11 protein-coding genes and 2 tRNA genes are annotated in these 16129 nt (G+C 52.3%); 4 read left to right on the top strand and 9 right to left on the bottom strand.

Features of this window, described 5'->3' with window-relative positions; translation table 11 throughout:
* The 6 genes from C5O23_RS11045 to C5O23_RS11020 all read right to left on the bottom strand — a co-directional run.
* The coding region (locus C5O23_RS11045; protein WP_133166553.1) for a helix-turn-helix domain-containing protein at positions 1–141 on the bottom strand (141 nt) is incomplete at its 3' end.
* Between the two features lie 126 nt (positions 142–267).
* Positions 268–918, bottom strand: coding sequence for a phage integrase SAM-like domain-containing protein (locus tag C5O23_RS11040; RefSeq protein ID WP_107033000.1), 651 nt, complete (start codon positions 916–918; stop codon positions 268–270).
* A 512-nt stretch (positions 919–1430) separates the two neighbouring features.
* Positions 1431–1503 (bottom strand) — tRNA-Lys (locus C5O23_RS11035).
* A gap of 270 nt (positions 1504–1773) precedes the next feature.
* Positions 1774–2088 carry a glycoside hydrolase family 3 protein gene (locus C5O23_RS11030; protein WP_107032999.1) on the bottom strand — a complete coding sequence of 105 codons (315 nt, stop codon included), beginning with the start codon at positions 2086–2088 and terminating at the stop codon, positions 1774–1776.
* Positions 2085–2513 carry a hypothetical protein gene (locus C5O23_RS11025; RefSeq protein ID WP_133166552.1) on the bottom strand — a complete coding sequence of 143 codons (429 nt, stop codon included), beginning with the start codon at positions 2511–2513 and terminating at the stop codon, positions 2085–2087. The genes C5O23_RS11030 and C5O23_RS11025 overlap by 4 nt, the downstream gene beginning before the upstream one ends.
* A 60-nt stretch (positions 2514–2573) precedes the next feature.
* A tRNA-Asp gene (locus tag C5O23_RS11020) sits at positions 2574–2647 on the bottom strand.
* 105 nt (positions 2648–2752) lie between these two features.
* Here C5O23_RS11020 and C5O23_RS11015 point away from each other — a divergent pair.
* Positions 2753–3328 (top strand): ISAs1 family transposase, encoded by a 576-nt coding sequence (locus C5O23_RS11015; RefSeq protein WP_161553601.1) that lies wholly within the window; start codon positions 2753–2755, stop codon positions 3326–3328.
* A 661-nt stretch (positions 3329–3989) separates the two neighbouring features.
* On the opposite strand, the gene C5O23_RS11005 is transcribed toward C5O23_RS11015, so the two are convergent.
* From C5O23_RS11005 to C5O23_RS10995, 3 genes are all read right to left on the bottom strand, one after another.
* The gene (locus C5O23_RS11005) at positions 3990–5759 is read right to left on the bottom strand and encodes a RagB/SusD family nutrient uptake outer membrane protein (protein WP_107032995.1); all 1770 of its coding nucleotides are present in this window, start codon (positions 5757–5759) and stop codon (positions 3990–3992) included.
* A gap of 26 nt (positions 5760–5785) precedes the next feature.
* Positions 5786–8839 carry a SusC/RagA family TonB-linked outer membrane protein gene (locus tag C5O23_RS11000; RefSeq protein WP_107032994.1) on the bottom strand — a complete coding sequence of 1018 codons (3054 nt, stop codon included), beginning with the start codon at positions 8837–8839 and terminating at the stop codon, positions 5786–5788.
* Between the two features lie 294 nt (positions 8840–9133).
* Complete coding sequence (locus tag C5O23_RS10995) at positions 9134–11878, bottom strand: substrate-binding domain-containing protein (protein ID WP_107032993.1); 2745 nt, start codon at positions 11876–11878, stop codon at positions 9134–9136.
* Between the two features lie 197 nt (positions 11879–12075).
* Here C5O23_RS10995 and C5O23_RS10990 point away from each other — a divergent pair, with 197 nt between their 5' ends.
* Genes C5O23_RS10990 through C5O23_RS10980 form a run of 3 tightly spaced genes read left to right on the top strand, consistent with a single transcriptional unit; the run spans position 12076 to position 16046 of the window.
* Positions 12076–13911 carry a DUF4980 domain-containing protein gene (locus C5O23_RS10990; protein WP_240597805.1) on the top strand — a complete coding sequence of 612 codons (1836 nt, stop codon included), beginning with the start codon at positions 12076–12078 and terminating at the stop codon, positions 13909–13911.
* 28 nt (positions 13912–13939) lie between these two features.
* Positions 13940–15133 (top strand): MFS transporter, encoded by a 1194-nt coding sequence (locus C5O23_RS10985; RefSeq protein ID WP_240597803.1) that lies wholly within the window; start codon positions 13940–13942, stop codon positions 15131–15133.
* A gap of 31 nt (positions 15134–15164) precedes the next feature.
* Positions 15165–16046, top strand: coding sequence for a carbohydrate kinase family protein (locus C5O23_RS10980; protein ID WP_107032992.1), 882 nt, complete (start codon positions 15165–15167; stop codon positions 16044–16046).
* Positions 16047–16129 lie beyond the last annotated feature (83 nt).

The raw sequence follows: 16129 nt of genomic DNA, 5'->3' as shown, positions 1-16129 counted from the left end.
CTCAGCGGGTATACCGCTGTCCTGATACATTCTCACATAGCGGCGCACCGTGTTCCGGGATATGTCAAAGGCACTACTGATGCCTTTTATGCCCATCCCTGATGCGTGACATAGGAGAATATTCTTTAATTTTGTGTTCATGTTTTCTTTGAATTATATCCCCCGTCGGCCAAAACGGAACTCAAAGATACATATAAAATCCCCTGCTGACATTACGTCGACAGGGGTCATTTTTATATTGGGCAAAAGGGTCAGTGATATTTTGGCTTAAGGGGTCAATTCAACCTGGTCTAAGGGGTCATCCGAGCCTGGGTTTTCCACATACTGCATCACATTCTTTACACATCGCAAATAGCGTACTGCCGCATTGTTGGCGCATGCCTTCTTCATGCGCAGGAAATGCTGGAAGTCGTCGAGTATGCCAGAAGTCACGTCCTTAATAGGAATGTCAGGAGTGTTGAGACTTGTTTTGAAGAATTCCTCCATATAGTCGGCACAACGACTCCAACGCTGATCAGTGGCTTTCACAATATCGCCACGTTCATACTCTTCTTTGCGTATCTCGTTTGCATTACGGAACACCTCTATCATCATCTTTGGCTTCTCTCCGTTACCGAGGAACAGCGACTTCAGAATAGCCGGGTTGACAGGCTTGTTTTCTCGGATGAGCATATTGTGTATATCACAAAGTTTGGAACGTACCAGTTCAAGGTACTTGTTCAGTTCAAGGTCACGACGAGAGCGACCACGGCACAGATGCTTTTTGGCATCCCAATTTTCCGGGTCAACGGTGCGACCGATTTTGAACTCGGTAGCTTGTCCGGCCACCGATATGCGGGCAAAGATTGGATATTCCGCCCGTCCTGTCTGTGGCTTCCGCACATAGAAGCCAAGAGTGAAATAAGAATCGGATGTCATACGTTTGTGGTTTAATGGTTATATAAATATAATCATTTTTTTCGACACATCAAAACGATGAAGTCCGTTGAAGTATATGTATGTGCGCTGGCTATGATCCTGTCATACCACTACACTCTACTGTGAATTGTCACTCACAGCAAATAATGCTGAAATACGCAGAAATCAATGTTGAGGGTTGAATTTGCGGATGAAACTACGTTAATAAATCTTTCAAGAGTTAAAGTGTGTTTAGAAAACTCTGGAATTGCGACCCAAACCGGGTCTAAGGTTCGTTCCCACGCTGAAAACCCCACTTTGTGAACTGGTATATGATGGTAACATAGTGTGTTTCAGCCAGCTCACAGTCGAGAATTATCAACTGTGAGTGGAATCGCTCACAATCGTGACCACTCACACATCACTCACAGCCGACCGTAATATTTTTCAGTGTTCCTCGATTTTGGCAAAAAGAAAAAGCACTGAAAATCAAGTGATTTCAGTGCTTTGCGGCGTTTTGCCATTTTTGATTGTGACCCCGGAGAGGCTCGAACTCTCGACCCACTGATTAAGAGTCAGTTGCTCTACCAACTGAGCTACGGAGTCTTGCTTTATTGAGCGTTTTTCTCAATTGCGATGCAAAGGTAAGGCTTATTTTTGATTTCACCAAATTTTTTGAAAATATTTTTATAAAAATCTTGCAGAAAGTTTCCAAGAAAGTTTCCAACTGCGTTACGTGTGTCGTAATGACGATAGCCTAACAGAAGGCCTCTCCATAACTTACGCGCTTGTCTCCGTCATGATCATAGTAGTAATCGTAAACCGGATTGCCGGCCCAGCGTTTTTCAAAACTTAGCGGCAGTTTACCGCTGGGGGTCACCTTTTCGAAAAGGATCTCTGCGCTGCCTGACCGCCTTCCTGTCCGGGATACCACAGATATAGCAGGGCCGGGGCTCGTTGCTGCCAGTGACTCATATCCACGTTGCTCCCGGCATTGAACAAGACTATGGTGTTCGGATTTGCATCCAACACACAGTTGACAAGGCTGTTTTGAAACTGAGTAAGTTCAAACGGGCGGTCATTGCTTTCACGCTCAAGGCTTTCATTGAAATCCACACTGTCAATGGCCACATAGATCGGCGTGACGAGCACAGTGAAATCATGAGCGGAGACTGCACCTGCGCCTATCATACCTTGTCTCTCTCCGGACGGATGGTAGATCCGAGCTGTGGTGATCCGTAGTTGACAAAGGCCATTGCGCTGTTCATCAGCATAGAGATCGGACCGATGTCGCTCCACTCGTCGCCATATGCTTCAAATTCGCGGTTGCCGGTCATGTAGGTACCCTCGGAATTGAAAGTATAAAGACGTGCACCTGTCATGTAGCCGGCGAGCGGAAGAATGATGCTATTGCCGTTTCCCGACGCTGTCAGCACCACTGCGCAGGTGTCGCCGAAAGTCATCGCTTCGAAAGTGCATGCGTCGAGCAGTTCCTCGCACTCAGCGGCTGTGGGGAGCCGCCATCCGTCACCAAGCAGCAGCGCCGCAGGATCATAGGCTGTTCCGGCTAAATCCGCTGACCCGATTTTTCTATCAATAAGAGCGATAAGATACAAAAAAAAGAATGAGCAATCAGGACCGAAGTCCAAGAATTACTCATTCTCCTCTCTCCTCAGCGGTATGGACGGGACTCGAACCCGCGACCCCCTGCGTGACAGGCAGGTATTCTAACCAGCTGAACTACCACACCAAGTTGAGTTTTTTTTCGAAACCATAGCCGAGTCCGTTTCTCTCAACGCCTCATAAAGGCTGCCGTTTCGTTTGTGAGTGCAAAGTTAAGCACTATTTTTTAATTGTGCAAATATTTTCTCAAAAATCGAAAATAAAATTCGCTAAATCTTCAGTAAATCTTCAGTTTCTCGGAACGACTGATGAATTTTGCCGCCTCAGTCCTGGTATACTGATCGACAAAATCGACATATCCGGAAAGATTGTCACCGCAGATGCCATGTCAATGCAAAAGGATATTATTAAAAAAATCAGGAAGAAAGGTGGCGATTTTCTCATAGGGCTCAAGGCCAACCAGCCTTCGCTGCGTTACGGAGTGGAAGACAGGCTCAAGGAGCATAAGCCACTGTATTCTTACACGGAAGGTCCCGAACTCGGTCATGGAATAATTGAAACAAGAACCTACGGCATATATGACGGTCTCGGAATTATTGCCGACAAGGAGAAATGTGGCGGAAACATGACGATTATGGAATACAAGGCCGAGACCGTCAGAAAGAAGACCGCGATACATACACGTGAAAAACGTATGTATGTGAGCAGTCTGCCGACCGACACACCCTCCCTTGGCTCTATCGCGCGCCATCACGGGGCCATAGGAAGTATGCATTGGGGACTGGATGTCAATCTGTTGCCTGCTTGAAATACAATTATATAAATTTAAAATCTGCAACCCTGACGTTAACATTTATATGAACAAGGTACTCATTGTAGATGCCTCCGAATCTGACCGTCGGCTTATGGCGTGCTTGCTTGTCAAGTCCGGCTATGAGCCGATTACCGCCGTGCTGCGATATTGGATTTGGCGCTATTCCGAAAATGTTGTTAATTTGCAGCAAATTCGGAATAGGAATGAATAACGACACATTGATATCGGTCTGAGAAACGCAAGGTTGAATTTTCGTCAGCAAAAGCCGACGCATATAATTGGATTCAGTCTCCGTATTCGATACCGTCAGAGGAAACCCGCATCTCTCCTGAAGACCTCCATCGGCGTTTATACGCAGAATATTGAAGTGGAGTGGTGAGCCAAAATGTCGGCTCAAAAGTTGATGGAGTTTGCATTCATTCACAATCAAAGCACTCGGCTTGTCCGAAATATCATCGCTTCTGTCAGATACAGCCCTGTCTGGACAGAGCGACCGGCCAGCACGACATTTCTAATTAATGTCCTTTTCTGGATCATTCTTGTTGTTTCAATATAACAGTGGAGAGCCCCCACGGACCCTCCACATGTAAAATCAACCTTAAAAATCTTCTATTACCTTATATGTATTGTACCTTGGCTATGTGTCTGAGTCGGATCAGAATGCCGGGTAGCCGGGATTCTGGACATAGATACCGCCTGAGAAATTATACTGAGCCACCGGGATCGGGAAGTATTCCTCGCCGGTCTCGAACGAGACGTTCTGATAATATATGCAGTTATCTTTTTCAGCTGCGAAGAAGTTGTTCATGGTCTCCTTGGCTATGCCCCAGCGCACTAGGTCGAAGAAGCGTTCACCTTCCATTGCCTTCTCCAGACGCATTTCGGTGCGGAGAGCCCGGCGGGCATAGTCCTGAGTCCAGCCTGTGGCGGGATAGAGCCCTATCTTATAGTTGGCGGCATCTTTCGAGGGGTCATTGAAATCTTTGACATATGAACTGTTCATGGCGCGGGCGCGGACTCTGTTGATCAGCGTGCGGGCTTCTTCAAGACCGTTGCCACCGAGTTCGATGAGAGCTTCGGCCTTGTAGAGCAGCAGATCGGCATAGCGGATGATCTGCCAGTTGAGAGCCGAGGCTCCCCAGGGCCAGCCCTGTTCGGCATCTTTGGATTCGGGCGAGAGCCAGAATCGCTTGGTATTGTTGTAGCCGTAGACATCGCTGTTGCGCACCCACAGGCCGCAGGCTCTCTCCTCGAATGTCTTGTAGCGGATGGTCGGACGGCCTGTGATAAAGTCCAGGCGCGGGTCCACGTTGCCGTCGGTATTGCCCAGCGAATAACCGCCGTTGCTGTCAAAGACCACTTTGCCGTAGTCGGGACGGTTCTGGTAGTCAAACACCGGCAGACCGTCGGCATCTGTCTGATAGGCGTTGATGAGGTCCTGCGAGGGGAGGAAGAAGCCGTCGCCCTGCCAGGGGCAGCCGGGGCCGGTCATGGAGTTGAGGAGCATACTCCAGTTGATGCGTCCCACTCCGCTTGAGCCGTCGTCTTTCGAGAACTGGATGGCAAACACTGATTCCGGACCGTTTTCATATTCAAGCAGGTCGAGCTGCTGGAAATCAGCGAGCAGGTCATAGCCCTGGATTCCGTCAATCAGATCCACCACTTCCTGCAGCAGTGTGCGGTTTATGCCGGTGACGGCATTGGTCTGCGGATCTTGTTCGTAGGCCTGGTAGAGTTTCACTTTAGCGGCATAGGCAAGAGCTATGCGGCGGTTGATACGGCCTATCTCACTCTGGCTGTCAGGGAGGTCATTGGCGGCTTCGAGCAGGTCATTGGCTATGCGGTCAAGGTGTTCGTCGCGGGTAAATTCATCGTTGCGCACTGAAGTGTAGTCGTTTTCAGGCAGATCGATATCCATGTAGGGGATGCGGTTGAACAGGCGCACCAGCTCGAAATACCAGTGGTCGCGGATCACTCGGACCTCGGCTATACGCGAGGCCTTGTTCTTGTTCTGCGATTCGTCAACCTTGCGCAGGGCGCGGATGGCCGAGTTGCAGCGCGATATTCCGCAGTAGACGTTGAACCACTTCCCGTCGAGAAATCCGTTGTTGGGCTGTATGCGCGAGGTTTCCATGTCGTGTATCTCCCAGAGGTCTGTCTCGCTGCCTCCGCCTTTATAGGCATTGTCGGCGCGGACTTCGCCATAGCTCCAGTTGGTCACCGGGAAGAGATGGGGGTCATTTGAGTCGGCGTAGCGGCATCCGAATGTGGCATAGGCGCCGTTGACAAGCAGATCTACCGCCGAGGGATCGTTCATATTGCCGTCAGAGAGCGAGCCCTGGGGCTTGTTTTCGAGGAAATCATCGCTGCAGGCGCTCAGTGCAAGTCCGGCAAGTGCGATGGTGAATATATTTTTGAGTTTCATTGTGATTTCGATTTAAGATGATGTATTTAGAATCCGAATTGAATGCCGAATGTGTACTGGCGGGGCAGCGCGTAGGGATAGCCGAGGCCTTCGGGGTCAGCGCCGCTGTAGCTGGTGAGAGTCAACAGGTTCTGGGCCTGGAAATAAACGCGGGCATTCTGCATTTTAAGTTTGTTCTGAATGTTTTTGGGCAGGGTGTAGCCGAGCGAGAGGGTCTTCAGGCGCAGGAACGAGCCGTCTTCGATGTAGTAGTCCGAATCTTCGTTCTCCTTGTTGTTGTTGTCGATAGAGGGAGCCGGGACGCTTGAATCGTAGTAGCCGGTCTGGAGATAGCGGTCATAGGCCTTGGCGGCTCCGAGAAGCTGGGTGCCGTGGTTGCCGGTCCAGAGGGGGAAGAAGTCGGTATAGTACTTGGAGTTGTTCCAGGCGTCGCGGATTATGCTTGAGAAGAACAGGCTGAGGTCAAACTGCTTCCAGTTTGCTCCGAAGCTGAGGCCGAACTGGGCTTTGGGAAGGTCGGTGCCGAGCCAGGTGCGGTCACGGTCATTGATCTCACCGTCGCCGTTGGCATCGACGTAGCGCACACGGCCCACTGCCGGACTGCCGAAGCTGACATTGTATCTGGCCATATAGGCGTCTACCTCTTCCTGGGTGCGGAACACTCCGTCAGTCTTGTAGCCAAGCCATGATCCGAGAGCATGGCCGACGATGCTCTTGTCGATGCCGTTGCCGCCGCCCCAGGTGTAGTAGATGTCTTTCATCAGGTCAGTGACTTCGTTTTTCATCGCGGTGACGTTGAGGCCCACGCTGTAGCTGAAATCCTTGTTGAGTGACTGGCGCCATTCAGCAGAGATCTCGAAACCCTTGTTGACCATCGAGCCGCCGTTGTACCAGCAGTAGCCGCCTTCGCCAATAGTGGCGATGTAGGGTTTCTCGACGAGCATGTCATCGGTGCGCTTGTGGAAGTAGTCAACCGAGAGTGACAGGCGGCTGTTCAGCAGTGAGGCGTCGAAGCCCACGTTGGTCTGATAGGTCTTTTCCCATGTAAGGTCGGGGTTGGTGCTGCGCGAGCGCAGTGCGCCGGGCATCAGTGTGTTGCCTCCGCCTGTGGCATAGGCCGCGCGGTCAAGATCCATCGCATATTTAGCATAGAAAGCGTCGTTGGCAATAATATCGTTGCCGTTCACGCCATATGCGCCACGGATCTTAAGGTCGCTGAGCCAGGAGCGTGTGCCTTCCATGAAGCTCTCCTGCGAGATGCGCCATCCTGCCGAAACAGAGGGGAACCAGTCGTAGTTGTGGCTTGTCGAGAGGCGTGATGACGCGTCGCGGCGCAGGGTGAAGGAGACGAGATATTTATTGTCCCATGTGTAATTGAGTTTTCCGAACACGGAGAACATCGAGTAGTTCGAAGCTCCGGAGCCGGTGTTTTTGTTTGAGGTGACATTGCCCAAATAGAGATAGTCAGGATCTTCGATCTCAAGGCCTTTGCCTTCGCCGAACATATCTTCGAAGTGGTTGCGTTTGGCCTCGATGCCGAGGAGCGCCATGATGGAATTCTTGCCGAAGTCGGCGTTATACTGCGCGGTGTTGGTCCAGACCCAGTCAGTGGTCTTGCTTGAGTACTGATAGAGGCTGTTGGTCTTGTCGCGGAGGTTGGCGGGGGTGAATGTCTTGTCGTTGCCGTTGTGGTAGTTGAGACCGAAGTTGGTCTTGATGATGAGGTTTTTGATCGGTTCGACAGAGAGATAGGCGTTGCCGAACACTCGCCAGTATTCATGCTTGTTGTTGGCTTCCTCCGAGATCTGGCGCATGATGTTGGGGGTGTCGTTCAGGCCGAAGGCCACCTGATCGTTGTAGTTGCCTTCCGAGTCATAGACTGTGCGGGCCGGGTGCATCTTGATGGCGTTTTTCTCGATTTCTCCGGGCGCGTTGTGCTGGCGCCACCAGTTGACGGTGACGTTGCCGCCGGCGCGCAGGCGGTTGTTGATGAAGCCGTAGTCTGAACTGAAGCGGGCGTTGGCTTTCTGGAAATCGGAGCCTTTGATGATACCGTCATGGTCGAGCCAGCTCAGCGAAAGTGATGACGAACCGTTTTCATCGCCTCTGGAGAGGCCTACGCTGTAGGTCTGCATAAGCGCTGTGCGGTGGATCTCTTTTTCCCAGTCGGTATTCTGCGGGTTGACCATTACTCCGTTGAGGTTCACGTAGGGCTGGAGTTTGGGGGTGGCGCCGCTGCCGTAGAGCTCAGAGGTCGGGGTGGTGCCGTAGGAATATTTGTAGGCTGACCAATAGACATCGCCCCACTGGTCGGCATTGAGCATGTCAAGGCCGCTCTGATAGGTCTGGAGTGTGAGTGTGGCGTCGAATGTCACGCGGCTTTCACCCTTTTTGGCGCGCTTGGTGGTGATGATGATCACGCCGTTGGCTGCCTGGGCGCCGTAGATCGAAGCCGAGGCTGCGTCCTTGAGCACCTGGATCGACTCCACGTCGTTGCTGTTGAGGATGGTGCCAGGATTCTCGCGGGTCATCACGCCGTCGATCACATAGAGCGGACCGTTGGCCTCGCTGCGGAATGAAGAGGCGCCGCGGATCGAGGTTCCGGTGCTCAGACCGCCCGGTGTTCCGTCAGTGGTGATGTTCATGCCGGCCACACGGCCCTGGAGTGCCTGGATTACGTTGCCGGTCGGGGTGTCAGATACATCTTTCATCTTCACCACAGACACCGAGCCGGTGAGGTCTGATTTCTTTTCAGATGAGTAACCCACCACTACTACTTCGTCAAGAATCTCGATGTCTTCGCTGAGGTGTATGGTCATTTCAGGTTCAGCCACGAGAGTAAGCGGCAGATAACCTACATAAGAGATGGTGATCTTTGATCCTTCCGGAACTTTGAGAGAGAACCGACCGTCGATGTCGGTGCTTGCTCCTGTCTTCATGGCTTCTGACATGACGGAAGCCCCGATCAGAGGCTCGTCATCGGTCTTTGATAAAACCGTTCCGTGCACTGTGATGTTCTGTGCCTGTGCGCTGATTGCGGCGAGCAGCATGAACAGCGCATATAAGATAGTTTTTTTCATTGGTTAAAAGATTGGTAAATTTCTGACGCAAATTTATCACTGAATATATTGTAGTGCATATAACACCTGTTGCATTGGCTATAAAATATCGTGCTATGAATGATTTTTTATACATAAAGCACCATTTTTGACAGCCCTCCGGCGAATCAGACTCTCCCGCCGGAGAAAAGGAAACACACCGGCAGCTCCTTTGCGCAGGAGTGCCGGTGTGTCTTTATGTCAGGAGGTTTGTCTGTGGGGGCTTGACAGTTGTCATGAAACACCCTATTAGAGGTTGTACAAATGTACGGCCTCTTATTTTGATGAAAGCCGTTCGCGCAGTTCGGTAGGGGTTTCGCTGAAGGCTTCTTTGTAGCACTTTGTGAAGTAGGCCGGGGTAGAGAATCCAACTTCATAGGCAATCTCGCTGATTGATTTCCGGGTGGTGGTCAGCAGGTCGCGCGAGCGTTTCAGTCTGAGATTGCGAAGGAGCTCCACCGGACTGTAGTTGGTCAGGGCCTTGATCTTGCGGTAGAACTGCGAGCGTCCGAGCCCCATGCGTGAGGCAAGCTGATCAACGTTCAGATCAGAGTTGCCCATCTCTGCGGTGACTATCGAGAGAAAGCGGGCATAGAATTCGTTGTCAAGATCGCCGTTGGGGGCCGCAGCCTTGTCGGGGGGCAGCGCCGGGCGCGGTCTGTCGCTCATGCCGCCTATCGGGTTTGCCGACCAGAGGTCCTTGATTCTGCGCCGGTTGTCGATCAGATTACGGCATCTCGATTTCAGCACCGAAGAGTTGAACGGCTTGGCCACATAGCCGTCGGCACCGCTGTCGTAGCCCTGCGCCCGCTGTTCGTCCATCGAACATGCCGTCAGCAGGAGCACCGGAATGTGAGATGTCGACACCTCTTCCTTTATACGGCGGCAACATTCAAGTCCGTCCATCAGAGGCATCATTACATCGCAGATGATTAGATCAGGGACATATTTGGCCGCGAGCCGCAGACCGTCCTTGCCGTTGGCCGCGAAGATCATCACATAGTCATCGCTGAGAAGTTCGCGTATCATATGGCGGATGTCCTCGTTGTCATCGATCACAAGCAGCAGAGGCTTGTCGGCGTCGATTTCCTGTGGTTCCGGCTCGATTTCTCCGAGTTCGGCGTCGACAACACTCTCGCTGATGATGCCCGGCGTCACCGTCTCGGCTGTGTCGGAGATGTGTCTGACCGGAATGTTCACGGTGAATTCCGAGCCTACGCCTAACTGGCTCTCTACCGAAATGCTGCCCTCGTGGAGTTCTACGAAGGCTTTGGCAAGAGAGAGCCCTATGCCGGAGCCGTTCGGATGGACTTTGTCAACCTGATAGAAGCGGTCGAAGATATTGCCCAGGTCCTCCACCGAGATTCCGCGTCCGGTGTCAGCCACGGCAAACATCAGTTTTCCGTCGGCCAATGAGGCTGTGAAACGTATGCTGCCGTTAGCGGGAGTGTACTTGAATGCGTTTGACATGAGGTTGAAAAACACCCGCTCGATTTTCTCCACGTCGATCGCTATCGTGAAGTCATCAGGCAGTCTGATGTCCACCGAAAGTTTTATGCCGCTTTTGCGCGCTATGGCGTGGAATGCCTCGGTCCAGTCATGGACGAGCGAGCCGAAATGCACCTCCGTGAGATTGACATCGAGCTTGCCGTTTTCATATTTGCGGAAGTCGAGTATCTGGTTTATCAGCCGGCGGAGTATCCTGACATTCTTGTCAGCTATCTTCATCAGAACCTGCTGCTGTGGGGTGAGGTTTTCGGCCCTGACAAGCTGCTCTACCGGCTCGGCTATCAGTGTCAGAGGTGTGCGCAGGTCATGCGAGACGTTGGTGAAGAAGACGAGTTTCGACTGAGTGGCGGCGTGGAGTTGTTCGTTTAGTTCTTTCTGAGCGTCGCGCTGTTCTTCAAGCAGCCGGTTCTGCTCCATGAGCTGGTGCTGGTGGCGCTGACGTTGCCAGAATGTGCGCAGAAGCAGAAACAGAACGCCGACAAGCAGCACAAGTATGGCTACGGCGGCATAGAACAGTGAGGTCTGTGCCGAATGGCGGCTCCAGAAGTCGTCCACCTGGCTTTTGAGCAGTCTGATTTTTTCGGTCTCTTCATTGAGCGATCCGTTCTGAAGCAGAAGGATGTCGGCGTTGGTGATGTCGACCGGAGAGGAGAGCGGCAGAGTGGACACCCGCTCGTATGGCTTGCCTTCGAGTATGGCAAGCGCTGTCCGGATAAGCCTGTAGCCCTCGGTGGGATAGAGAAAAGTAGCGTCGATCACACTGTCGGCCACAGCTTTGATGCCTATCTCTGGAGCGGCGTCAATGCCTATGATCTTCATTTTCAGTCCGCGGCGGCGGGCAACGTCGGAGGCTGCTATGGCCATGCGGTCATTGTGGGCATAGACCATGTCTGCGTCAGGATGCGCGGTCAGCAGTGAATCGGCTACCGGTACGGCTGATTCGTAAGTCCAGTCGCCTGAAGCAGATGCCACGACTGAAATCCCCTCGGCTGTAGCTCCGCGGTGGAATCCTTCGTGGCGTTCTATGGCCGGGGTGGAACCTTTCAGTCCGCAGATCTCTATGACCTTGCCACCCTCGCCTATGAGGTGTCGGGCATAGTGGGCCGCCGACTTGCCGATTTCGGTATTGTCTACCCCCTGGAACGCTGTGTATGTGTCACCGTTGATCTTGCGGTCAAAGACTATCACCGGAGTTCCGGATTCATAAACCTCTTTTATTATAGGTGTGATGGCGTCGGCCTCGTTCGGAGCGGCGATGATGATGTCAAAACCGTTGTCCATGAAATAACGGATGTCGGCAATCTGGCGTTCATTGCTGTTGTCGGCCGAGCGGATCTCTACTGTCGCTTCGGGATGAAACATGATCTCGCGGTTGATCTCATCGTTCATTTTCATGCGCCATCCGTCCTGGCTGCATTGGGAGATGCCGATGCGGTAAGGCTCCTTCTTCCGGCACGAGGGGAAGAAAAGCAGTGACGTCAACATGAGTAAGAGTATGATGATTCTGTTCATGGCTGATGTTAAGAAGCAGTTTGCTGTGTGTCCGGCAAAGATAAGGATAATATTATGAAAAATAAGTACTTTGCTTGCAATTTTGCGCCCATGCAACATATTTGACAGCGATTGCACTATTTTTTATAGTCATAATCGGCAGGAGTTGATAGTTTTGCATTGTCAAACAACTGCTAACACAATAACATTAATAAAATATGAACCGAATTTCTAATATCGTGATGACGATGATTGCAGCCACGGCAATCGGAGCAGCCGGCTCTCTCCGGGCTGCTGAAAGAGGGGTCGAGATTGAACATCTCGGCGTCAACAATACTCTTGTGCGCGTTACCGCTGACGGTAAATATCTCATACTCCCGGTCCAGGAGTCGAATGACGAGGCCACGGTCAACGTGCTTGTCGACGGCAAGACTGACAAGACTCTCAGCGTGCGTCTGGCCAAGTCGAAGGTCGACTATACCGTGCCTCTGAAAATAGAAGACTATAAAGGAAAGAAAGTTTTGCTCAATGTGGTCACCTCGCAGAGCCGCTCGTCGGTCCGCGAGGCCAAAGAAGATGCCTGCTGGCAGAACATATCTGTTTCCGATACCTTCGATACAAGCAATCGTGAAAAATTCCGTCCGGCCTATCACCACACTCCGCTCTACGGCTGGATGAACGACCCGAACGGAATGTTCTACAAAGACGGCGAATGGCATCTCTGCTACCAGTGGAACCCCTACGGCTCGAAATGGCAGAATCTCTCATGGGGACATTCCGTCAGCCGCGACCTGATCCACTGGGAGCACCGTCCCGACGCTGTGATCGAGCCTGACGGCCTCGGAATGATATTCAGCGGAAGTTCAGCAGTAGACCGCAGCGGCAGCGCCGGTTTCGGCAAGGACGCGGTGGTGGCTATGTACACTTCGGCTGCCGCAAGCCAGATCCAAAGTCTCGCCTGGAGCGATGACAACGGAGAAACTTTTACGAAATATGACGGCAACCCGGTGCTCACGCTTGACAGCGAAGCCCGCGACCCGAATATGTTCTGGGGTGCGGAGCGCAATGTCTGGATTCTGGTGCTCGCCCATGCTCTTGACCATGAGATGCTGATTTTCTCTTCGCCCGACATGAAGGACTGGACTCTTGAAAGCAGCTTCGGCCGCGGTCTCGGCGCGCAGGACGGTGTCTGGGAATGCCCCGACCTCTTCGAACTGCCCGTCAATGGTGAATCCGGCAAGAAGTGGGTGCTTCTCTGCAACCTGAATCCCGGCGGGCCTTTCGGCGGCAGCGCCACACAGTATTTCATCGGCGATTTCGATGGCAAGACTTTCACTTCTGACACCGATGACTCAGGCAAGGTTCCCACCAAGTGGCTCGACTACGGCAAGGACCACTATGCCACCGTAAGTTTCAGCGATGCTCCTGACGGACGCCGCACGGTGATAGGCTGGATGAGCAACTGGCAGTATGCTCCTGAGGTACCGACAATGCAGTTTCGCAGTGCCAACACTCTTCCGCGCGAGATGGGTATCTTCCGTGCGCCCGATGGTCAGCTCTACGTGTCGTCCACACCCTCGCCTGAGGTCGACGCTCTCAGAGGCGCGCTCGTGAAATCAGTATCAAAAACTTCTCTCGGCTCAAAGGCCAGGACATATTCCATCCCCGAACTCTGCGAGATCGACATGGAGATCAGTCCCAAGAAAGCCGAATCAGTGGAAATAGAGCTTTCAAATGCCGCAGGCGAGAAGGTCGTGATGGTCTATGATGCAAAGTCTGACAGTCTGTCATTCGACCGCCGCAAGAGCGGAATAGTGGACTTCAGCCAGGACTTTCCGGCAGTGACCGTAAGCCCGGCCTATACCGACGGCGACAAGGTGGGTCTGCGCATCTTCATTGACCGTTCAAGCATTGAGGTCTTTGGTAAAGACGGCCGTTTCGCCATGACCAACCTTGTGTTTCCCAACAGTCCCTACAGCCGTCTCTCAGTGCGGGCTACCGGAGGGAGCGCCCGTCTCTCCGATCTTAAGATCTACTCGATAACAGTTGAATAAAATCTCCTCAAAATACTCCGAACAAGTTATGGAAATTTCACAGACTTTAGCCGGCGACAAGAAAAGTTCGCTGATACAGATAGCCCCAGTGATGCTCTGCTTCTTCGCAATGGGTTTTGTCGACCTGGTTGGCACCGCATCAAACTATGTGCAGAAAGATCTGGGCCTGACCGATTCGCAGGCCAATCTCTTCCCCTCGCTCGTATTCTTCTGGTTTCTGATATTCTCGGTGCCCACCGGAATGCTGATGAACCGCATCGGGCGCAAGAAAACAGTGCTTCTGAGCCTGCTTGTGACAGCCGTCTCGCTGATACTCCCGATCACAGGCGACAGCTATACCACCATGCTCCTCTCGTTCTCTCTGCTCGGCATCGGCAATGCCATCATGCAGACCTCTCTCAACCCGCTGGTGTCAAATCTTATAAGCCCCAGCCGGCTTGCGTCGACGCTGACATTCGGACAGTTCGTCAAGGCCATAGCCTCGTTTCTCGCACCGGTGATCGCAGCCTGGGGAGCCACAACATATCTTCCGACCTTCGGACTCGGCTGGCGCGCGCTGTTTGTGATCTACGCCGTGATAAGCCTTGTGTCAATCTCGGCCCTCGCCGCCACTCCCATCGAGGAGGAGCGCTCGGACAAAGCTTCGGGCGTGGGTGAATGCCTCAGACTGCTCGGCCGACCCTTCATTCTTCTCTGCTTCCTGGGCATCATGTGTCACGTAGGTATCGACGTGGGCACCAACACAACCGCTCCCAAGATCATCATGGAGCGTCTCGGCCTGCCGCTCGAAGAAGCCGGATTCGCAACGAGCGTCTATTTCATCTTCCGTACAGCCGGCTGCTTCCTCGGAGCTTTCATACTGCGTTCGGTGTCACCGAAACTGTTTTTTGGAATCAGTGTGGTGATGATGCTTGCAGCTATGGGAATGCTTTTCACCTGCGAGTCGCTGACAATGATCTATGCCGCGCTTGGCCTGATCGGCTTCGGTAACTCCAACATATTCTCTGTAATCTTCTCGCAGGCTCTGATGGCTTCGCCCGATGAAAAGAACGAGGTCTCCGGACTCATGATCATGGGACTCTTCGGAGGCACCGTCTTCCCTCTCGCAATGGGCTATGCCGCCGACGCCACCGGCCAGGCAGGCGCAGTGGCAGTGATGACTGTCGGAGTGGCTTATCTGTTGTATTACACATTAAAAATCAAATCGTCAAATAATCAATAAATTATCAGACACCTTCCAAATCAGCAAGATCATGAATAACTATGTAGTAGGAATGGGCGAAGCCCTGTGGGACGTACTCCCCGAAGGAAAAAAGATAGGTGGCGCACCTGCCAATTTCGCTTATCATGTCTCTCAGTTCGGGCTTCCCAGCTGTGTGGTGAGCGCTGTCGGCGAAGATGCCCTCGGCAAGGAAATAGTTGATAATTTCACCTCCAAGGGCCTCAACCAGCTTATAGCCGAAGTGCCTTATCCCACCGGAACAGTGCAGGTTGAGATCGACCAGGCCGGTGTTCCGCAGTATGAGATCAAAGAAAACGTTGCGTGGGACAATATACCCTATACCGCCCATCTCGAATCACTCGCAGAAAAGACAAGGGCTGTCTGCTTCGGATCACTCGCACAGCGCAATGTGGTGTCACGCAACACGATCAACCGTTTTCTTGATGCCATGCCTCAGAACGACGATACGCTGGTGGTCTTTGACGTCAACCTCCGTCAGGGATTCTACAACAAGGAGATTCTCTGCAATTCGATGAAGCGCTGTAACATTCTTAAGATCAACGACGAGGAACTGGTTACCGTGAGCCGCATGTTCGGCTATCCCGGAATCGACCTCCAGGACAAATGCTGGATCCTTCTTGGAAAATACAATCTCAAGATGCTGATTCTCACCTGTGGCATCAACGGCAGCTATGTATTCACCCCCGGCAATGTATCTTTCCAGCCTACACCGAAAGTTGAGGTAGCCGATACCGTAGGCGCAGGTGATAGCTTTACAGCCGCTTTCATATCGTCGATTCTTAAAGGCAAATCCGTGGCCGAGGCCCATTCACTGGCAGTCCAGACTTCGGCTTTCGTCTGCACCCGCAAGGGAGCCATGCCGATTCTGCCTGAAGAACTGACCACAGCGTAAGTTGCACACGCTAATCTCTGATAATCGAGTGAGTCCGGAATAAAAATTTCACGACCAAACAATTAAACAATCAGCCACTTAGC

Source organism: Duncaniella muris (genome assembly GCF_003024805.1).
Classification (GTDB): domain Bacteria; phylum Bacteroidota; class Bacteroidia; order Bacteroidales; family Muribaculaceae; genus Duncaniella; species Duncaniella muris.
This window is presented reverse-complemented; position numbering and strand designations above follow the sequence as displayed.